At 59.6% G+C, this 19,670-nt stretch carries 16 protein-coding genes; 13 read left to right on the forward strand and 3 right to left on the reverse strand.

What is annotated here, in order from left to right; genetic code table 11:
• Positions 1-177 precede the first annotated feature (177 nt).
• From CLV84_RS08875 to CLV84_RS08925, 11 genes are all read left to right on the forward strand, one after another.
• The gene (locus CLV84_RS08875; RefSeq protein ID WP_104419359.1) at positions 178-1,287 is read left to right on the forward strand and encodes a DUF4407 domain-containing protein; all 1,110 of its coding nucleotides are present in this window, start codon (positions 178-180) and stop codon (positions 1,285-1,287) included.
• A 24-nt stretch (positions 1,288-1,311) separates the two neighbouring features.
• A complete protein-coding gene (locus CLV84_RS08880) occupies positions 1,312-1,809 on the forward strand; it encodes a dihydrofolate reductase (RefSeq protein WP_104419360.1) in 498 nt (165 codons plus the stop codon).
• 100 nt (positions 1,810-1,909) lie between these two features.
• Entirely contained in the window at positions 1,910-3,253 is a 1,344-nt protein-coding gene (locus CLV84_RS08885) for a DUF2851 family protein (protein ID WP_104419361.1), read from the forward strand.
• 121 nt (positions 3,254-3,374) lie between these two features.
• Complete coding sequence (mutS, locus tag CLV84_RS08890) at positions 3,375-6,008, forward strand: DNA mismatch repair protein MutS (RefSeq protein WP_211295233.1); 2,634 nt, start codon at positions 3,375-3,377, stop codon at positions 6,006-6,008.
• A 36-nt stretch (positions 6,009-6,044) separates the two neighbouring features.
• Positions 6,045-7,490: a dihydrolipoyl dehydrogenase family protein gene (locus tag CLV84_RS08895; protein ID WP_104419363.1), complete on the forward strand. Its 1,446-nt coding sequence runs from the start codon at positions 6,045-6,047 to the stop codon at positions 7,488-7,490.
• A gap of 3 nt (positions 7,491-7,493) precedes the next feature.
• Positions 7,494-9,266, forward strand: coding sequence for a malto-oligosyltrehalose trehalohydrolase (gene treZ, locus CLV84_RS08900; RefSeq protein WP_104419364.1), 1,773 nt, complete (start codon positions 7,494-7,496; stop codon positions 9,264-9,266).
• A 41-nt stretch (positions 9,267-9,307) separates the two neighbouring features.
• Positions 9,308-11,596 carry a malto-oligosyltrehalose synthase gene (gene treY / locus CLV84_RS08905; RefSeq protein WP_104419365.1) on the forward strand — a complete coding sequence of 763 codons (2,289 nt, stop codon included), beginning with the start codon at positions 9,308-9,310 and terminating at the stop codon, positions 11,594-11,596.
• Positions 11,597-11,714: 118 nt separating this feature from the next.
• The gene (locus CLV84_RS08910) at positions 11,715-12,350 is read left to right on the forward strand and encodes a porin family protein (RefSeq protein ID WP_170067630.1); all 636 of its coding nucleotides are present in this window, start codon (positions 11,715-11,717) and stop codon (positions 12,348-12,350) included.
• A 209-nt stretch (positions 12,351-12,559) separates the two neighbouring features.
• A complete protein-coding gene (locus CLV84_RS08915; protein ID WP_170067631.1) occupies positions 12,560-13,075 on the forward strand; it encodes an RNA polymerase sigma factor in 516 nt (171 codons plus the stop codon).
• Positions 13,072-13,665, forward strand: coding sequence for a hypothetical protein (locus CLV84_RS08920; RefSeq protein ID WP_104419368.1), 594 nt, complete (start codon positions 13,072-13,074; stop codon positions 13,663-13,665). The genes CLV84_RS08915 and CLV84_RS08920 overlap by 4 nt, the downstream gene beginning before the upstream one ends.
• A 5-nt stretch (positions 13,666-13,670) precedes the next feature.
• Positions 13,671-14,561 (forward strand): DUF4097 family beta strand repeat-containing protein, encoded by an 891-nt coding sequence (locus CLV84_RS08925; RefSeq protein ID WP_170067632.1) that lies wholly within the window; start codon positions 13,671-13,673, stop codon positions 14,559-14,561.
• A 268-nt stretch (positions 14,562-14,829) separates the two neighbouring features.
• Here the strand turns inward: CLV84_RS08925 and CLV84_RS08930 are convergent, their stop codons facing one another.
• On the reverse strand, positions 14,830-15,591 hold the full coding sequence (locus CLV84_RS08930) for a DUF697 domain-containing protein (RefSeq protein ID WP_104419370.1): 762 nt from the start codon (positions 15,589-15,591) through the stop codon (positions 14,830-14,832).
• Positions 15,592-15,723: 132 nt separating this feature from the next.
• On the opposite strand from CLV84_RS08930, the gene CLV84_RS08935 reads away from it, so the two are divergent.
• Complete coding sequence (locus CLV84_RS08935) at positions 15,724-16,017, forward strand: hypothetical protein (protein WP_104419371.1); 294 nt, start codon at positions 15,724-15,726, stop codon at positions 16,015-16,017.
• 2 nt (positions 16,018-16,019) lie between these two features.
• Here the strand turns inward: CLV84_RS08935 and surE are convergent, their stop codons facing one another.
• Complete coding sequence (gene surE / locus CLV84_RS08940) at positions 16,020-16,868, reverse strand: 5'/3'-nucleotidase SurE (RefSeq protein WP_104419372.1); 849 nt, start codon at positions 16,866-16,868, stop codon at positions 16,020-16,022.
• Between the two features lie 74 nt (positions 16,869-16,942).
• Between surE and CLV84_RS08945 the strand changes: the two genes are divergently transcribed.
• Complete coding sequence (locus CLV84_RS08945; protein ID WP_104419373.1) at positions 16,943-18,769, forward strand: tetratricopeptide repeat protein; 1,827 nt, start codon at positions 16,943-16,945, stop codon at positions 18,767-18,769.
• Here CLV84_RS08945 and CLV84_RS08950 read toward each other — a convergent pair.
• Entirely contained in the window at positions 18,761-19,648 is an 888-nt protein-coding gene (locus tag CLV84_RS08950; RefSeq protein ID WP_104419374.1) for a DMT family transporter, read from the reverse strand. The two genes, CLV84_RS08945 and CLV84_RS08950, sit on opposite strands and share 9 nt — an antisense overlap.
• Between the last annotated feature and the right edge of the window lie 22 nt (positions 19,649-19,670).

Genomic DNA, 19,670 nt, shown 5'->3' on the forward strand with positions numbered 1-19,670 from the left:
TGATGAATGGGTGAAGGACTGAAGCAAGGGGGGCGCCGAAGCGCGGGTGGAAGGAAAGGCGGCGTCGATCCGCGTCGGTCCGATTTGCTCCTTGGTTCATCGAATGGAATGTACCGGGGCCCGGAAGGGGTATAGTTTAGGCCCATTCAACACCCCCCCACCAAAATTATTCCCGCCATGAGCGCGCTCAAAAATTTCTTCCTCTTCTGTTCCGGTGTCGACCGCAACACCCTGGACCAGGTACCCAGCGACGAGAACAAATACCTCGGTATCGGCGGTACGATCTTCTTCACCGGCGTACTGGCCTTCTTTTCCGCCGGCTACGCCTGCTACACCATCTTCGACAGCTACCTGCTGGCCGCCGGCTTTGGCTTGATCTGGGGACTGATGATCTTCAACCTGGACCGCTACATCGTATCCAGTATGAAGAGCGATCGCGGATTTTTCAAGAACTTCCTGCTGGCTACCCCCCGTATCGCGATGGCCGTACTATTAGCCCTCGTGATCTCGAAGCCACTGGAGCTGAAGATCTTCGAAAAGGAAATTGAGGCCGAACTGATCGTCATGGAACAGGAAACCTTTAAGGAGCAGGAAGACCGCATCCAGGCGCGGTACACCGACCGGATCGCCGCCCACACGGCCGAAGCCGATGCATGGAAGGCGCTCATTCACGAGAAGACGGTCGCCCGCGACGCCGCCGAGGCCGCCGCGCTGGCGGAAGCCGACGGTAGCGGGGGATCGGGCATCCGGAACATGGGGCCGATTTACCGCGCCAAGCAGGCCGTAGCGAATGCGGCCCAGGCCGAACTGAATGCCGCGGTCGCCGAGCTTCAGCCCCGGATCGATGAAAAAACGGCGGCGGTCGCGGCCCTGCGCAACGCGGTGAGTAGCGAGATCACCGCCCTGGACCGGGGCGCTTACGGGGGTATCGCCGCCCGCATCGAGGCACTGGAGCGGTTGAGCCGGCGGAGTAACGCCATCGAGCTGGCGGTCCTCTTCGTGACCCTGCTATTCATCGCGATTGAAACGGCGCCGATCTTTACCAAGCTCATCGCGCCGCGCAGCCCCTACGACTACCTGATGGCCGAGCACGAACAGCGCTACGCCGTTTCGGCCGAGGAAAGCATGACGGAACGGGCCGGTAAGCTACGCAACCGCATTCGCTACCAGACGGAAGTTGGCGTCTATCAGACCACCGCCGACATCACGGCCAAAAAAGCAGAGATCGACGCTAAGCTGCGAACCTACCGGGAAGAACTCGGCGAGGCCGGGCTGGGCCTCGGGTAAGCCACCAGTCGTACCTTCGCGGCCATGAAACTCTCCGCCATTGTTGCAACGGACCGGATCGGGACCATCGGAAAGGATGGGGAGATCCCCTGGTATCTGCCCGCCGATCTGCAGTACTTCAAGCGCATCACGTTGGGGCATCCGGTCATCATGGGCCGGAAAACATTCCGCAGCATCGGCCGGCCCCTGCCCAAGCGTACCAACATCGTACTTACCCGCGATCCCTTTTTCACGGCAACCGGAGTGGTAGTGGTACACAGCCTGCGGGAAGCGGTGGGCCACCCGGCGGTCACGGGCGCGAAAGAATCCTTCATCGTGGGGGGCGGAGATATTTACCAAGCCAGTATGCCGCTCGTCAGCACGGTCTACCGAACCATTGTCGACGCCGAAGTGACGGACGGCGATGCCTTTTTCCCCGAGCTGGACCCCGCCATCTGGCACGAGGTGTGGAGCGAAGGGCACCCGGCTTCCGGTAAGAACGAACTGGCCTACCGGTTCTCGCGGCTGGAGCGAAAAAAGTAAAACAAAAAGTTGTTTATTTCGAGTATTGGTATTTAATTGTGTCAATATTTGTTGACGCCCGGGGTGGGCTTGCGCCCCTACCGGCAAACCACTATGAGAAATGCGAGAAGACTTCCTCCACTACCTGTGGCGGCTGGCCCGTTTCGACCTGCGCGATCTGCGCACGACGGAGGGCCACCCCATTACCATTCAGCAGTTCGGTCTGCACAATACCCACGCCGGGCCGGATTTCGACGACGCCCGCCTCACCATTAACGGCCTGCAGTGGGCCGGCAGGGTAGAGATGCACCTCAGAAGCAGCGATTGGTACGCCCACGGTCACCAGGAGGATCCGGTGTACGATGGCGTGATCCTGCACGTCGTTCTCGAGGAGGACCGCATCGTCTACCGCCAGGACGGCAGCCAGATCCCTTGCCTGGAGCTGCGCGGCCGCATTCCTGCCGGCCTGCGGAATACCTACTGGCGGTTGCTTCACCATGAAAGCTGGGTGCCCTGTGCCGGGCAGCTCACGAACGTAGCCGTTCCCGTAAGGACAATCTGGCTGCAACGGGTACTTTCGGAACGACTGGAGCGAAAAGCGGCGGCCTTTACCGAATTGGTTGCCCGGTCGGACAAAGACTGGGAAGCGGCTTTCTACCAAAGCCTTGCCAGGAGCATGGGGGGCAAGGTCAATGCCGATGCGATGGAAATACTGGCCCGCTCCCTGCCCCTCCGCGTGCTGCAAAAGCATAAGCACAGTCTGCTACAGTTGGAGGCCCTGCTGTTCGGGCAGTCGGGGCTGCTCCCGGAAGCGGGTGCGGACGACGCCCCTTACGTCAACAGGCTACGCAGGGAATACGCCTTGTTGCGGGTAAAGTATGGCCTGCAACCGATTCCCGCCACCGCCTGGCGCTTTCTGCGCATGCGACCAAATAACTTTCCTACCGTACGCATTGCTCAATTGGCCTGTCTGTATCACCGGAGCGCCCAGTTATTCGGCAAGATGCTGGCCGCATCCGGAGAGCGGGAACTGAGGAATATGTTCTCCGTAAGCCTGAGCAACTATTGGAAGGATCATTACCGCTTCGGGAAAGTGGCCAAACGGGTGGAGCGGCGGCTCGGTGATACCGCCATCCGCTCTATCCTGGTCAACGCCGTGGTACCCGCTTACTTCGCCTACGGACTGCACCGCTCGGACGACCGGTACCGAGAAAAGGCGGTGGACCTGCTGGAAGCCCAACCCGCCGAGAAGAACGCCATCGTCGCCAACTGGAAGAAACTCGGCTGGCCGGCCCGGTCGGCGGCGGAAAGTCAGGCCCAAATTGAATTGAAACAAGCCTACTGCGCGCCGACCCGTTGTACCTCTTGCGTCGTGGGTTGCGCCATTCTCAACCGGGACGACCCGAACGATGCACCTTTACTGACGGTCCACGAGGAAACCCATCTGTACGCCCTGACGGGTTGAGACGTAAAACGGTGATCATTGCCAGCTATGCCGTTTTCGGACGCACGCCGGCTTTGTTACCTTCGCCCACCCAAAACGAATTTCCGTGGCCAAAAGCAATGCAAAGAAAGTCACGCCGCTAATGGCGCAGTACAACCAGGTGAAAGCCAAACACCCGGATGCGCTGTTGCTCTACCGTGTCGGCGACTTCTACGAGACCTTTGGCGAAGACGCGGTGAAAGCGGCGCAGGTGCTGGGGATTACCCTCACCAGCCGCAACAACGGGGGCAGCGACGTCGAACTAGCCGGATTTCCCTACCACAGCGTCGACATGTACCTGCCCCGCCTCGTGCGGGCGGGCTACCGGGTGGCGATCTGCGAGCAATTGGAAAAGCCTTCCAAAGAGAAGAAGATCGTGAAGCGCGGCGTCACGGAAATCGTAACCCCGGGCCTGGCCGTAGACGACCAGTTGCTGGAACACAAACGCAACAACTTCCTGGCCTGCGTCGCATTTGGGCGTGGGCGTAAGGACCCCTGCGGACTGAGCCTGTTGGACATCAGTACCGGCGAGTTCATGGTGGCCGAAGGCAGCGAAGATTACATCGATAAGCTGCTGCAGAGCTTCCAGCCCAAGGAAGTGTTGCTCAGCAAGGATCGCCGGAAGCAGTTCGAAAAGCAGTTCGGCGATCGCTTTTACCTGAGCCCCCAGGATGAATGGGTCTTCACGGACGATTACACCACCGAGAAGCTGCTCAAGCAGTTTCAGGCCGCCAGCCTAAAGGGGTTCGGGATCGACGACATGCACGTGGCCAAGGTGGCGGCCGGTACCGTGCTGCACTATCTGGAGACTACCGAAAACCGGAACCTTCAGCATATCACCCGCATCGGCCGGTTGGCCAGCGACCGCTACGTGTGGTTGGATCGCTTCACGATTCGTAACCTGGAGCTTATTTATAGTCCCCACGACCAGGGCGTCTCCCTAGTCCAGACCATCGACAAAACCGTCACGCCCATGGGGGGGCGGCTACTACGGAAGTGGACGGTACTCCCGCTCAAGGACCTTGCCGCGATTCGCCGGCGCCACGAGGCCGTGCGGACCATCGTACAGCACCCGCCCCTGCTCCAGGACCTCAATGAGTCGCTCCAGCAGATCGGTGACGTGGAGCGGCTGATATCCAAGGTTCCGCTCGGTAAGGTGAATCCGCGGGAAATCCGGGCCCTCAGTCGTGCCCTCTGTGCGATGGAGCCGATCCGACAGTTGCTGGCGGATTCGGGCAGTGAGGTGCTCGGGGGGTTGGGAAGACAGCTGGATCCGCTGCCGGATGTCTGTGCGGCCATCGACGAGCAGATCAGGGAGGAGCCGGCCGTCAACCTCAGCAAGGGCGGGGTCATGGCCGATGGCTTTGACGAAGAGCTGGACGAACTGCGCGACATTACCCGCAACAGTAAAAACCGACTGGCGGCGGTTCAGCAACGGGAAATCGAGCGTACCGGTATATCCAGCCTGAAGATCGGCTTCAATAACGTGTTCGGCTACTACCTCGAGGTAACCAACAAGTACAAAAAGGTCGTTCCGCCCGAATGGACACGCAAGCAGACGCTCACCAGCGCCGAGCGGTACATCACCGAGGAGCTAAAGGTGCTGGAAGATAAGATTCTGAATGCCGAGGACAAGATCCTGCAGCGGGAAGAGGAACTCTACGAACGCCTGGTCGTCTGGCTGCAGGATTATATCCAACCGGTGCAGCGCAATGCCGCCGTGCTGGGGCGGCTGGATTGTTTGCTCAGTTTCGCCAAGTTGGCTAACACGCATCGCTACGTAGAACCGGAGATGGACGAAACGGGCGACATCGCCATCGAGGAAGGTCGCCACCCGGTGATCGAACGGCAACTCGAAGTGGGGGAGCAGTACGTGCCCAATGACGTGCGCCTGGACCCGGAAGACCGGCAGATCCTGATGATCACCGGTCCGAACATGGCCGGTAAGTCAGCCCTGCTACGGCAGACCGCCCTGATCTGTCTTTTGGCCCAGATGGGCAGCTTCGTGCCGGCCAAGTCCGCCCGCCTCGGAGTTGTCGACCGGATCTTCACCCGGGTGGGTGCCAGCGACAACATCAGCAGCGGGGAATCCACCTTCATGGTCGAGATGAACGAGACGGCCTCGATCATGAATAACATCACCGACCGTAGCCTGATCCTGCTCGACGAGATCGGCCGGGGCACCAGCACCTTCGACGGCATTTCCATCGCCTGGGCGATCGCGGAATACCTACACAACAACGGCCGCGCCAAACCCAAGGTGCTTTTTGCTACCCATTACCACGAACTCAACGAATTGGCGGAGAGCCTCCATCGCATCCACAATTATTCCATTGCCATTAAGGAACACGGCAATCGGATCATTTTCCTGCGCAAACTCGTGCCCGGGGGCAGCCAACACAGTTTCGGTATCCACGTGGCCCGGATGGCGGGTATGCCGGCTTCCATCGTCGACCGGGCTACCAACATCCTCACGCAACTGGAGCAGCAGCATATCGGGCAGGAAGTAGGGGAGACGGTAGCCATTACGGACGGTGCTCCCGCGCCCAACGCCCAACGCGTAGCCCCCGGAAGCCTGAGTACCGAAGCCATGCAGCTCAGCATCTTTGAAACCAGCGACCCCACCGCCGGCCGTATCCGGGAAATGCTGGATCAGGTGAGCATCAACAGTATGACCCCCGTGGAGTGCATGCTGAAATTGCAGGAATTGAAAGAGATCGCGGAGGCGGCCGAATAGACCAAACAATCGGTTGCCCGTCCGGCTTAGGAAGGTATGGCAAACTATACCCACGACCTCATCGTGATCGGTGCGGGCTCCGGCGGATTGGGAGCGGCCGGATTCGGCGGCGCGCTCGGACTGAACGTGGCTCTCATCGATAAGACGGTTCACGATTATGGCGGAGAATGCCTTAACTACGGCTGCGTTCCCAGTAAGGCCCTGTTGCACGTAGCCCAGCAATTTGCCGGGGCCCGACAAGCTACCCGCTTCGGTCTGGAAATTAGTGGCAAAGCGGATATGAAAGCCGTACAACGGTACATCCGCGAGCGGCAGGACATCATCCGCGAGCACGAAAGTCCCGACTACCTGCGGAAAACCTACGGATTGGATTGCTTCATCGGCGAAGCCATGCTTACCGGTAAGAAGGAGGTGACGGTGAACGGTCGTAAGTTGACGGCCCCGCGCATCGTACTGGCAACCGGAAGCCGGCCCCGTCACCTGAAGGTAAAAGGAGTCGAGCACGTAAAGCAGTACGACAACGAGCGCGTTTTTGCCGAGCTGGAGGAATTGCCGGATCGCCTGCTTATCGTGGGCGGCGGACCGAACTCCTGCGAATTGGCGCAAGCCTTCCGCCGCCTTGGCAGCGAAGTGATCCTGCTAAGCCGGAGCGATCGGTTGCTGAAGCACGATCCCGCCCCGGCCGCCAAGCTGCTCGAAGCCAAACTGCGGGCCGAAGGCGTGGATGTACGTCTGAATACGGAGATCCGGGCGTTCCCGGATGCGCACACGGCATCCCTGGTCGACGACGGGGAGCCCGTCGGATCCGTATCCTTTACGCATTTGATCGTGGCCATCGGCCGGTCGGTACGCACCCGGGGACTGGGGCTGGAGCTGGCCGGCGTCCACACCAAGGGCGACCGGATCCTAACGGACGACTATTACCGGACCTCCAATCCGGCGATCCTTACCGTGGGCGATGCCTACGGACGCGAGATGTTCAGCCACGGAGCCGAGAAGCACAACACCGATGTATGGACGAATCTCCTTAGCCCGATCGACAAAAAACATAAGCTAAACCACTTCAGCTGGGTCACCTTTACCGATCCCGAGATCGCCACCTTCGGACTTACGCCGGAACAGCTAGACAGGCAGGGGACGAAGTACGAGACCGTCGAGCAATCCTTCGACCACGATGATCGGGCCGTCGCCGCCGATTACAGCGACAGCCTGCTGATCCTCTATCTGAGTAAGCCCACTTACGGAAGCTCGAAGGTGCTCGGCGGGTGCATGGCCGCCCCCGCAGCCGGTGAAATGATTCAGGAATTGCACTTATTGCAGCAACTCGGGTTGGATTACAGCAAGCTGACCAATAAAATTTACGCCTACCCCGTAGGCAGCCGGATAAATCAGAAACCGGCCCGTGACCGGGATCAAAACCGTCTGCTCTCCCCCCTCACTAAGCGGGTACTGCGGGCGGCCTACCGGCTCCAAAACCGATAACCCATGACCGAACGTTTTCCCTATTTACCCCTCGGCCCCCTGCCGGCGGGGCAGCAAGATCACCGTCGATTCCGTACCTGGGCACCCACGCCGGCATCCGTCGAACTGGTCGTGCTAACCGATGGCCGCGAGCAGCGGTACGCCATGCACGACGAGCAGCACGGTTACCGGACATCCGATGAAGTTCGGGCTCCGGCGGGAAGCCGGTACGGCTATTACCTGGACGGCGACCGAAAAAAACGGTACCCCGATCCCGCGAGCCGTTACCAGCCCGAAGGCGTACACGGCTGGAGCGAGGTGATCGATCTGGAACCGCTTCCCGATACCGGATGGCGGGGGCACAGTCTGGCGGAAGCCGTCATTTACGAGCTCCACATCGGCACCTTCACCCCGGAAGGAACCCTGCGGGCGGCCATCGGTAAGCTGGATTATCTACGCGACCTTGGCGTCAACACCCTGGAAGTGATGCCGCTGAACCAGACTCCGGGCGACCGCAACTGGGGCTACGACGGGGTCAAGAATTTTGCTTTGTTCAAGGCCTACGGCCGGCCGGAAGACCTCCGGGCCTTCATCGACGCCGCCCACGAACGCGGCATTGCCGTGCTCATCGACGTGATCTACAACCACCTCGGACCGGAAGGAAACTACTTACCCGAATTTTTCCCGGTCTTCACCGAGAAGCACCACACTCCGTGGGGCCAGGCCATCAACTTCGACGACAGCCAATCGGATGGGGTGCGCAATTACTGGTTGCAGAACGTGCGCATGTGGCTGGAAGAATATGGGGCCGACGGGCTCCGGATCGATGCCGTTCACGCCATCAAGGATTACTCCGCCACCCATTTCCTGGAAGAACTCGCTACCGTAGTGGACGAGATCGGCGAACGCCAAGGTCGCCAGATGATCACCATCGCCGAATGCGACCTCAACGCCCCCCGCTTCATCCGTTCGCGGGCCGACGGCGGTTACGGCATGAGCGGCCAGTGGGTGGACGAATTCCACCACGCCCTGCACGTCGTGCTGACCGGCGAAACCAGAGGCTACTACGAAGACTTCGGCAGCGTCGAAACCCTGGCTAAAGCCCTCCACGATGGCTACGTCTACACCGGGCAGTACAGCCGCCACCGCGGACGCAACTTCGGGGTAGAAGCGGACGAGCGCGTGCGTCCGGCCCAGATGGTCGTGTTCCTGCAGAATCACGACCAGGTAGGCAACCGGATGATCGGCGATCGTATCCTGTCATCCGTCGGAACGGACAAATACCTGCTGGGGGCGGCCACCTACCTGCTCAGTCCGTTTACGCCCCTGCTGTTCATGGGGGAGGAATACGGAGAGCAAAATCCCTTTCCCTACTTCGTGCACCACGGCGACGACTGGCTGATCGAGGCCGTCCGCAAGGGGAGAGCGGCGGAGTTTGCCGCTTTCCAGCACGAGGGGCATACCGTGCCCGACCCGCAGTCGGAGAAAACCTTCGCTTCGGCCAAGCTGAGTTGGGAAAAGGACGAGAAAATTGCCCGTTTTTACCGGGAGGCCTTGCACCTGCGCGCCGGCGCCCCGAAAGATTTTGCCTTTACGGACATCACCGTCGACCACGCCGGATGCCTGATTACCTGGACCGTCAAGGGTAGTCCCTTTCTCTGCTGCGCGAACTTTGGCGACGGGGCGCTGGATATAGAAGTGGCCGGGGAACTGCTGCTTCAATCCAACGGGGCTACCCTGGCCGGCGAACGCCTTCACCTCCCGGCCTGGGGCTTCGCGGCCGTGGGAAATTCCTAATACCCTCCAGCCCCTTCCAATCATTTATTTCAAACCCGCCCATGACCACCTACCGTATCCAATTCAATGCCGACTTCACGGTAAAGGACCTGATCCAAATTCTCGATTACCTGGAAGAGCTCGGCATCGATACGATTTACGGAAGCCCCATCCTCACCGCCCACCCCGGTAGCAATCACGGCTACGACGTCACCGATCCGACCACCCTCAACCCGGAAGTGACCACCGAAAAGGACTGGCAACTGCTCCACGAACAACTGCGCAAGCGCGGCATGGCGTACATGCAGGATATCGTGCCGAACCATACCGCCCTTACCCCGGAAAACGTCTGGTTTAAAAGCGTGATCGCCGACGGACCGGAGGGGAAATACGCCGGCCACTTCGACATCGACTGGTCCCACCCGCGCCTGCCGGGGAAGATGATCCTGCCGGTGTTGGGCGACGAGCCGGAGGCGGTCAGTCAGGCCGGTCAGCTAACTTACTACCGGGACGGCATAAAGGTGTACGAAGATTACTGGGAAGGACCTGACGCGGACCGCGACGACCGCCGCGACGATAATCCCTACGTGGCCCCGGTGCACTGGCTGCGGGTAAACGACTTCATCAACTACCGACGGTTCTTCACGGTCAACCAACTGATCGGCATGCGGACCGAGGAGGAACACGTTTACCGGGACCTGCACGAACGGACCTTCGAAGACGTGCGGGAGCGCCGCATCGATCACTTGCGGGTGGACCACGTTGACGGCCTGCTGGACCCGACGGGCTACCTGCAACGGCTGCGGGAATCGGTGGGTGATGACGTCGGCATCTACGTGGAAAAGATACTGGAGCCGGGTGAGCAGCTTCCCGCGGATTGGCCCGTGGAGGGGACCACCGGCTACGACTTCCTGGCCGCCGTCAACCGGCTACTGACCAACGACGATACCAACAACAGCTTCAGCGATCTGTACGAATCGCTCACGGAGGAACGGTTACCTGACTACCGGGAACTGGTCTTCCGGAACAAACTGATGCTCGTGAAGGAGCACTTCAACGGCGAGCTCGATAACCTCGTCCGCCGCTGGGATCCCCTGCTGACGGACGAATTGCGCCAAGATTTTAAGGAAACCCTGGCGCACTGGTTGGCCGCTTTCCCCGTGTATCGTATTTACCCCGCCGGCGGTCCGCTGACTAACCATGAAATCACCCTTAGTATGGAAGCCGCTACCGTGGTGGCCGAACACGCACCGGATCATGGCCGGCAAGTGCTGACATGGGTCAACTGGCTAGCGCACCAGGACTTCGAGGGTAAGGCGCTGGAGTACCTCCAGCGGACCCAGCAGCTCAGCGGGCCGCTGATGGCAAAGGGGGTGGAAGACACCACGTTTTACCAATTCTGGCGGCAGGCCCACCTGAACGAAGTGGGTGGATCGGCCGACCCCGGCGATCGGCTCCCAGTACGGGATTTCCACCAGTTCATTCAGGGCCGCCCTTCCACCACGATGAATGCGACGGCTACCCACGATACCAAGCGGGGGGAAGACGGCCGCGCCTTTCTACAGGCATTGACGTTTTACCCGAAGGAATGGACCGATTTCGTCCACCGGATGCGGGAAGCGCTCGATCTGGGCCGGGTACGCCCCCGGGGCTTTTACCTGGTACTCCAGAGCCTGGTAGCCGGATATCCCTTGCACAAGGAACCTGAAGCGGCCAACTTGCGGGAACGGCTGCACGCCTACCTGGAAAAAGCGATCCGGGAGGGAAAGGAAATGAGCGACTGGGCGGATCCGGACCTGGATTACGAACGGGAACTGAAGGCGCTCGGCGATCGTATTCTCGACGAGGCTTCCCTGCGTACGGCCCTCCAAGCGCTCCTGCGCACCATCTGGCCGCAGACCCGTCACAATAGTTTTGCCCAGGTCATTCTTAAGTGTATGGTGCCTGGGAGTCCGGACATTTACCAGGGCACGGAAAGCTGGGATCTCAGTTTCGTAGATCCCGACAACCGGCGGCCGGTGGATTACCGGGAACGGTCGCTCCGACTTTCGCGGGAACCGGACGACAAATACGACCCGGCCCAAAAATCACAGCTACTCCAGGAACTGCTCATTCTCCGACGCGATAACCCGAAATTTTTCGCTGAAGCGGACTACCAGCCACTGAGTGAGGGAGATGAATTACTCGCCTTCCGCCGCCAGCACGCCGGACAGCAGTTGGTCGTCAAGATCGCGAAACGGGCGGAAACCCGTTTGCAGCGGCCCGGGGAGCCCGGTTTCGAACGGGTGATCACTGACCGGTACGGCTCCGGCCTAGGGGTCTGGTGGCATTCTGGCGGAGAACGGACGTAAAGACCCGTGGCGGGTAACGAACACCTGGTCCGTGGTATACATTAAGGGACAATTAACATCCAGCAAACAATTACCCCTGATGCTTCGCCGCTTATGGGTTAACCAACCTTTGAACGACATGAGAAACCGCATTATCATCCTATTACCCCTCCTTTTCCTGTCCGTGGTCAGCTTCGCCCAAATCGAGTTGGGCATTAAGGCCGGGCTCGCGACCGAATCGCTGCAGGGAGAAGATTTTAGTTTCAGCCGCGCCGGCGGAGAAGACCTGCGGTTCGCCCTCGAGGATGCCGATTACGGCTTCCAGTTTGGGGCCCTACTGCGCCTCCCACTTGGGGAAAAGCTCACCCTTCAGCCCGAGGTGACTTTCAACAGTTCCAAGACCAACTACCGCTTCGATGATCCCGATACCCCGGGCTCCGAAGTTGTGTTTGACGAGCGCTACAACGATGTGAACGTACCGGTACTGCTCAGCTATAAGGTGGCCTTCCTACGATTCAACGCCGGCCCGGTGGGGCATTTCTTTCTGTCAAATACCAACGACCTGAGCAATCAGGAAGGGCTCGACCGCACTTTCGACACCTTTAATCTGGGGTATACCCTTGGCGGTTCCATCGATATCGGTCCGCTAACCCTCGACGTCCGCTACGACGGAAACTTCTCCAAATACGGCGAAACCTGGACCTTCGACGGTAATGAGTTCGAGATCGATCAGGCTCCCAAGCGGTGGATCGGCAGCGTAGCCTATCGGTTCTAGGGAACTTCTCTGGTCCGAATGTACATGCGGGAGGGGACGAAGGTCCGGTGATCACCGGACCTTCGTCCCCTCCCGCATTTCTTTTTTCCCCACTATGTTTTCCGCCGACCAACCCCGCGGGGGCAATATCCATCCTTTCCCCAGAGCTCAACATTATGTTTAGTAAAGTGCACTCTGGAGAGAAAACATCACCAACAATCCCCGCTCGGATGACGGAAGAGGAATTAGTGGCGGCCTGTCGCCGGCAGGATCGCCGCGCCCAGAAGGAACTTTACGACCGCTACAACCGGGCCATGTATACCGCCTGCTACCGCATCTGCGGTGATTTCGATTTGGCCAATGATGCTTTGCAGGAAGGTTTCCTGAAGGTGTTTCAAAAGCTGCACACCTTCCGTGGGGAGAGTACCGTCGGTGCCTGGATGAAGGTGGTGATCGTGCGTACGGCCCTCAATCGTCTGCGCCGGCAACCCCAGTACGATGAGCTTCCGCTGAACCACGCGGACGAGGAGGTCGACTGGGGGCACACCGCCCTTGACGTGGAATACCTCGAACGGGCCATCCAACGGTTGCCCGACGGCTATCGCGCCGTCTTCGTGTTGATCGAGGTGGAAGGGTACAAGCACCAGGAGGTTGCCGACATGCTGGGCATTACCTCCGGGACCAGCAAAAGCCAACTCTTCTATGCTAAAAAGAAGTTACGCGAATACTTAAAGGCATACGTGTGAAAGAGAAGAACTATCAAACCCTACGCGATGCGCTCGACCGTTTGCCCCGCTACGAAGGCGATGCGCGTTGCTGGTCGGCCATCAAGGCCATGCTCGATGATGCCGCCGAAGGCGCCACCGCCCGCCTGGCCGATCGCTTACCTACGTATGCCCCGCCCCCTGCCGTCTGGAACGGGGTGAATAAGGGACTCGACGTGACGAAGCGCGCGCCCGTCCGCAGGTTGCCCCGCCGCTGGGCCAGTATGGCCGCCGCGGTGGCGGTCGTGGTGTCGTTCAGCGTGGTGTTTTTGACTTACAACCCCGGTCCGGAGGTGTCCTACGCCTACTCCCGCGAAACCGCTCCACCACCGGTGGTTGCTGACTGGGACAATGACGAAACCAGCTTTAATCGCGCCCGCCTAGAGGTAGCGCAACGTAACGAGCCTCACCTGAATAACCTTGGTCACGAACTGGACGAGCTGACCTCCGCCCGCGAGGAAGTTAAGGCCATGCTGGTAGCCTACGGGGAAGATCCGGGCATCGTGCGGCAACTGGCCGAAATCGAACGGGAACGCAACGACGTGTACCGCCGCATCATCGTAGAACTGTAATGGTCATGCGGATGCTGCTATTCACTTTCCTTATTGTCGGGGCCGGGCTATCCGGACAGTCCGACATGCGCGAGGTAGTGACGAAGACCATCGAGGACACCTATGCCTACCGTTCTGGTAGCGAACTGGCCGTAGAAGGAGAAAAGGCGGAAATCTTCGTTGAAACCTGGGATAAGCCGAAGATCCACGTACGCGTGGTCATGACGGCCCGGCATAAACGACTGGAAACGGCCGAATTGGAACTGGAAAACCTGGAACTGGTGACCGAGGTGGCCGGCCAAAAGATCTTCCTTAAAAACCGTCGCCTCGATAAGGGCCACGAGCCGGAAAGTGAACTATCGGTGGAGTACTTCATCACCCTGCCGGAAGAATGCCCTGTTTACCTCAAAAGCCATTTTGGGGGGGCAACCATCAGTAACCTTCGCAACCGTCTTCGGATCAACGGTGAATTTTCGGCGATCAACATCGACAACGTCGAAGGACTGCTGGACATCCGCACCCGCTTCGGCGACATCACCGGTGAAAAAATCGACGGCAACGTCGTCATCAATGCCCGGCGTTCGGATATCAACTTACTGGATGTCGGGGGAACCTTCACGATCAACGCACAGTACGGCGAACTCAAACTCAGCCCCAACATCAACATGCGCGACTTGCGCATCAACGCCGACAAGAGCGACGTCTACATCTACGAACCCGACGGTGGGGAGCGGCTGGCCTATGAGTTAGCGAGTAACAATGGGGAGATGATCCTTCCCGCTAACCGAAAGCTGATCGAACTGGAACGCACCAGCGAATGGCGCCGCATCCAGATCGGTGCCGGTGGCGAACGTACGGGTACCATTACCGCGAGTGTCACCTTCGGGAACCTGCACTTGGCTAAGCAGCCGCGGTAGTCGTCCGCACAGCTTCGCTGGTCGGCCGACGGATCGGTGGGAAAACATTTTCGCGGTAGCTGGGCCGACGAGCAGTGGTGTTTCTAGCGGAGGTTGTGCTTCTTGGTGGTAGCTCGGCGGACCAGCATCAGTCGTCCGCACAGCTTCGCTGGTTGGCCGACGGATTAGTGGGAAAAGGCATCTCCACGATAGCTGGGCCGACGAGCAGTGATTCTTCTCGCGGCGGCCATGCTTACGGATGGTAGCTCGGCGGACCAGCACCGTCACCTCACCCGATAATCCGCTTCTTCATCGCCTGGAATTCCTCCTCCGTGATGATATTTTGCGCCTTCATTTCGGCCAGTTCGCGGATGCGCCGGATGTTGTCCTCGGCGTCACGGGCGGGAGCGGGCGGCGGAGTAGGGGCGGCAGGAGGTGGCGTGGGTTGGGGGGCAGTGGCCGTACCCATCCTGGGTTCCGGGCTTGGCTTGGCCGCGGGAGGGGGCGGTGGCGGCGGTACGATATCTTCCGCCTGTTCTTGTTTCCACTTTTTGGCTACGTCCTTTCCCTTCTCGAATTTTTCGTTGTACATCTTCTTGAGGCGGTCGACATCGAAATCGAGGAAGGTGCCTCCGTTGCCGAAATGCTTTTTGAAGACCTCGCCCAGCGCGTAGGTGCTGGCTCCGTTGAGGATGGCCGTGGTCACCCCACCGATAACGGTGCCGATACCGGGAATGAGCTTGATCAGGCTGCGGGCACCTGCCTTGGTCATCGCGCTGGTGGTCAGCGAAGTGACGATCGCCTTGCCCTGGGTCTCGGCGAAGTCGATGTTGTAGACGCGGCACAGTTGCCGGATCATGTCCATCTGCAGGGCGGAGACGGCGAAGACGTCGGCTACCGGTAGCGGTATGACGTAGCTCGCACCCATACTCCAGATGACGTGGTTGCGAATGATCGTGCCGGCGTGGGCATCTTTGTCGCTCTTCGGATCGGGGTTCATGAGGGAATCTTTAAGCGTCTTTTTGGCGTAGTCGGATATTTTCTTGCGCATAGGAGTAGAACGCGTGTGGGGTGCCTAAGTTAAGTTGCCGGGTGGGATGGGCGGGACGGTTTAGACCGGCGGCGGGCCGGCCCGGATGAACGTAGCCCCCCGCTCGGTCGTTATCCGCTAAAATTACGCTTCATGGTCCCACGCAACGACCACCTCTGGATCGGTCTGGCCGTCTCCTTTTTTCTTTCCTTCGTTTCCTACGCGCTTTTTCTGCAACTGGGAGAGTGGTTCACCGCCAGCGCGGGACGTGCCATTTCGTTCCGGCCCAGGACGTTGGCCCTGATCGCCATCTGTCTCAACATCCTGCCCATGAACGTCTTCCGCAGAACGTACCGGACCAAAAGCCTCAAGGGCCTGGTGATCGGGGTGATGATCATGGCCGCCGTGTGGTTTTTCTACTTCGGACGGGAATTGCTGGAGGGCTGAGCCTAGAATTGCTCCAGTTGTTGCTGTTTGTCCGGGCGGTCCGAACCGGTTTCGACGTAACTGACCGCTTCGGGCTGCAGGCTGGCTTCTATCGTCTGCAGGCTCTGTAGTGCCCGGTGGTTGGTCAGATCGTGGACGCTGGGTACCAGGGCCACGTAACCGTTCTGCAGGGCGTAGGCATCGGTGTCGGTGCGCTCGTCTTCGTTTACGAAGCGACCGGTGAGCCAGTAATACGGCCTACCGCGGGGATCTTCCGAGCGGGTGTATTCCTCTACCCACCGCGCCTCGGCTTGCCGGCAGACTTTCAGTCCGCGGATCTCCTCCGCGGGCAGATCCGGAATGTTCACGTTGAACAGGCTTCCTTCGGCCATACCGTTCGTAAGGACAAAATCTACGAGGTGACGGACGTAAGGCAGGCAGGCGGAAAAGTCGGCATCGGCCCGGTAATTCAGGAAACTGAAGCCGATGCTCGGAATCCCTTCCAGGCTGGCTTCCATCGCGGCGGAAAGCGTGCCGCTGTAGAGAATGTTGATGGCCGCGTTGCTGCCATGATTGATGCCCGACAAGCACAGGTCGGGGGTGCGGCCGTTCAGCAGGACGCTTTTTGCCAGCTTCACGCAATCCACCGGGGTGCCGCTGCATTCATAGGCTTCGATGTCCGGACCGAGTGCATCGCTTTCACGCACGAAGACGGGAACGCTGATCGTGATGGCGTGGCCCTGGGCGGACTGGGGGCTATCGGGAGCGACCACCAGTACGTCGCCGAATTCTTTGGCGACGCCAACCAGGGCGGCAATACCGCCGGCGGTGATGCCGTCATCGTTCGTAACCAGGATAAGGGGGCGGGGCATAAGTGTTGTTTGTAAACCGTTGCAACGATTGCGAAGCGATTTCGGTTGCCGCCGCCGCCCGCTATCTTCGCCCCATGCGCCCCGTCTTACCATGGTACCGTAGTGTCCGCGCCCAGGCCCTGGCCCTGTTTTTTCTCGGTTTTGCCCTGTACGCCAATACCCTCGGCCACGATTTCACGCTGGACGACGCCATTGTCATAACGGATAACAGCGTAGTCCAGCGCGGCATCCCGGGCTGGGTCGATCTCTTTACCCACGACACCTTCTATGGTTTTTTTGGCGAGCAGGAAAGGGCCAGCCTCGTAGCCGGCGGCCGCTATCGCCCCCTCACCCCCGCCATGTTCGCGCTGGAAGGGGAGCTTGCCGACGGCCGCCCCCTGCTGTTCCACCTGTTCAACGTGTTGTGGTACGCGACGCTCGGAGTGGTGTTGTTCTTTATGCTCCGGGAGCTGCTGCGCGACCGCGGGATGCCTTGGTGGGTTCCCCTCGGTACGGCTGCCCTTTTCGTGGCTCATCCCATTCATACCGAGGCCGTCGCTAACGTAAAGGGCCGGGATGAGATCATCGCGCTGCTCGGAGCCGTTGCGGCAAGTTGGTGCGTTTTACGCGCCGCTCGCAAGCGGAGATGGGGGGCGGCGAGCGCGGGTGGAATGCTCTTCCTTGCGGGATGCCTGGCCAAGGAAAATACCATTACCTTCCTCGCCGTACTCCCGGTGTTCTTGTTGGCAACTAAGCGAGGAGGGTTTCATTTTCTTCTTCCCTCCCTCGTCGCGGCGGTTGCGTATTTATTCCTGCGGTTTGCCGTGATCGGAACGGGGCTGGGGGAGCCGTCGACGGAGCTGATGAACAATCCCTTCCTGAAGGAGGCGGGTGGGGGAGTGGTAGGCATGACCTTCCTGGAACGTCTGCCTACCGTGGCGTATACCGCCCTGCTATACCTCAAGCTATTGTGCTGGCCGGTGGGATTGGTGCACGATTACTATCCGGCCGCCATAGAGCTGAAAGCCTGGACGGACCCGCTGGTTTGGATAAGCCTGATCGGTCACCTTGCCTTGGTTGCCTGGGCCGCTTTGCACCTGCGCTCCCGGCGCCCGGTGGTAGCTGCGGGTATACTTACCTACGTGTTTACCCTCTCGATCGTGAGCAACCTGGTATTCAGCGTAGGCACCCTGATGAGCGAGCGATTTCTTTTCATGCCCAGCGTCGGCTTTGCCCTGGCCGTGGTGGCGCTGCTGGCTTCCTGGAAGCGGGGCTGGTGGGTGTTAATTGGGGTCGTGCCGGTTTTTTGCGTACTCACCGTGACGCGCAATCCGGTGTGGAAGGACAATTATACCTTATTCACTACCGACATCGTGCGCCAGCCGCGGAGTGCGAAATTACTTAACGCGGCCGCCGGCGCCCGACTCGACCGCTACCAGCAACTGCCGGAACCGGAACGCGCAAGGAGCCGTTTTTTGCTGGATTCGGCCGTTCGGCACCTTGACGCGGCGCTGGTCGTTCATCCGCGGTACGGGAATGCGTACCTGCTACGGGGTAATGCTTTCTTTCTGCTCGGTGATTACCAAGGGGCTATCTCGGAATACGAATCGGCAGTGGCTTTTGGCGTGAGCCGACAAACCGTAGACGGCAACCTGGCACTGGCGCTACAACAGGCGGGTCGGGAAGCCGGCGAGCAGCGCAACGATCTGGTGGCTGCCCGGGGTTATCTCGAGCGATCGCTCGCCCTCGCTCCGGAAAACTACGAAACCCTGCGACTGCTCGGTATCACCTACGGCATGGGCGGAGATTCGCAGCGCGCTTACGATTACTTCGAGCGGGCACTCCGGGTTGACCCGGGTAACGCGGGTGCGCAACGGAACCTGGAGATCGCCCGCCAGCAGATGGAGCAGGCATCAAACTAAGGTGCGACGCCGACGGTAGTAGCGCTCCATGGCCGTATAGCCGAAGACGGCCACCACGATGAGTAAGGCACCCCAGTAAAACGTAGGGCTTAATTCGTCGGCATCGTTAAGCAGGAAATAGGCCAGGAAGATGCCGTACACCGGTTCGAGATTTACCGTGAGGTTGGAAGCGAAGGCGGACAGCTTGCTGAGGGAGCGCAAGGAAAGGAAGAAGGTCAGGGTCGTGCAGAGCAGGGACAGCACGAGCAGGTATACCCAGTCCATCGGTGACGGCCAGAAACGATCGCCGCCCAGGGGATAGAGAAAAGGCGTTAGGAATAGGGTCGCAGCGCCCAGTTCAATGAAGGTGATCCGGGCGGGGTTACTGCTTTGGATGTACTTCTTGTTCAGTGAGGTAAATATGGACACTAGCGCCGCGGAGAGCAAGCCAACGGCTATACCCACGTTCATTCCACTTTCCACGCCATCAACAACGAGCCAGATACCGGGCAGGATAAACACACCGAGTAGTAGTTCGTACCAGTTGAAGGGGCGCTTGACAATGAGGGGTTCGAATACGGAGGAAAATAGGGAAGTGGTGGCCATGCAGATCAGAGCGATGCTAGCGTTGGCCAGTTTGATGGCTCCGTAAAACGTTACCCAGTGCAGGGCAACGATCACCCCGATACCGGCCAGCAGGAAGAAGCGCCGGCGGCCAATTTCCCGGATCATCTTTCCGATCCGGACAAACAGGATTAGGCTTAGCGAGGTCAGCAGGACCCGCCACCACACCAACGTGAGGGCGGAAAGCTGAATGAGATCGCCGAGAATGGCGGTAAATCCCCAGAGAAAAACCGCGAGGTGGAGCTCGAGATAAGCCCGCTTTTCGCTGTAGGCCATTATGTCAGTTTGCTGCCAGGCT

Source organism: Neolewinella xylanilytica, assembly GCF_002934605.1.
GTDB lineage: Bacteria > Bacteroidota > Bacteroidia > Chitinophagales > Saprospiraceae > Neolewinella > Neolewinella xylanilytica.

What these genes read in the sequence shown, in the direction of transcription:
- CLV84_RS08875 (WP_104419359.1), top strand. Translation starts at nt 178, where the DNA reads ATGAGCGCGCTCAAAAATTTCTTCCTCTTCTGTTCCGGTGTCGACCGC.
- CLV84_RS08880 (WP_104419360.1), top strand. Translation starts at nt 1,312, where the DNA reads ATGAAACTCTCCGCCATTGTTGCAACGGACCGGATCGGGACCATCGGA.
- CLV84_RS08885 (WP_104419361.1), top strand. Translation starts at nt 1,910, where the DNA reads ATGCGAGAAGACTTCCTCCACTACCTGTGGCGGCTGGCCCGTTTCGAC.
- mutS (WP_211295233.1), top strand. Translation starts at nt 3,375, where the DNA reads ATGGCGCAGTACAACCAGGTGAAAGCCAAACACCCGGATGCGCTGTTG.
- CLV84_RS08895 (WP_104419363.1), top strand. Translation starts at nt 6,045, where the DNA reads ATGGCAAACTATACCCACGACCTCATCGTGATCGGTGCGGGCTCCGGC.
- treZ (WP_104419364.1), top strand. Translation starts at nt 7,494, where the DNA reads ATGACCGAACGTTTTCCCTATTTACCCCTCGGCCCCCTGCCGGCGGGG.
- treY (WP_104419365.1), top strand. Translation starts at nt 9,308, where the DNA reads ATGACCACCTACCGTATCCAATTCAATGCCGACTTCACGGTAAAGGAC.
- CLV84_RS08910 (WP_170067630.1), top strand. Translation starts at nt 11,715, where the DNA reads ATGAGAAACCGCATTATCATCCTATTACCCCTCCTTTTCCTGTCCGTG.
- CLV84_RS08915 (WP_170067631.1), top strand. Translation starts at nt 12,560, where the DNA reads ATGACGGAAGAGGAATTAGTGGCGGCCTGTCGCCGGCAGGATCGCCGC.
- CLV84_RS08925 (WP_170067632.1), top strand. Translation starts at nt 13,671, where the DNA reads ATGCGGATGCTGCTATTCACTTTCCTTATTGTCGGGGCCGGGCTATCC.
- CLV84_RS08930 (WP_104419370.1), bottom strand. Translation starts at nt 15,591, where the DNA reads ATGCGCAAGAAAATATCCGACTACGCCAAAAAGACGCTTAAAGATTCC.
- CLV84_RS08935 (WP_104419371.1), top strand. Translation starts at nt 15,724, where the DNA reads ATGGTCCCACGCAACGACCACCTCTGGATCGGTCTGGCCGTCTCCTTT.
- surE (WP_104419372.1), bottom strand. Translation starts at nt 16,868, where the DNA reads ATGCCCCGCCCCCTTATCCTGGTTACGAACGATGACGGCATCACCGCC.
- CLV84_RS08945 (WP_104419373.1), top strand. Translation starts at nt 16,943, where the DNA reads ATGCGCCCCGTCTTACCATGGTACCGTAGTGTCCGCGCCCAGGCCCTG.
- CLV84_RS08950 (WP_104419374.1), bottom strand. Translation starts at nt 19,648, where the DNA reads ATGGCCTACAGCGAAAAGCGGGCTTATCTCGAGCTCCACCTCGCGGTT.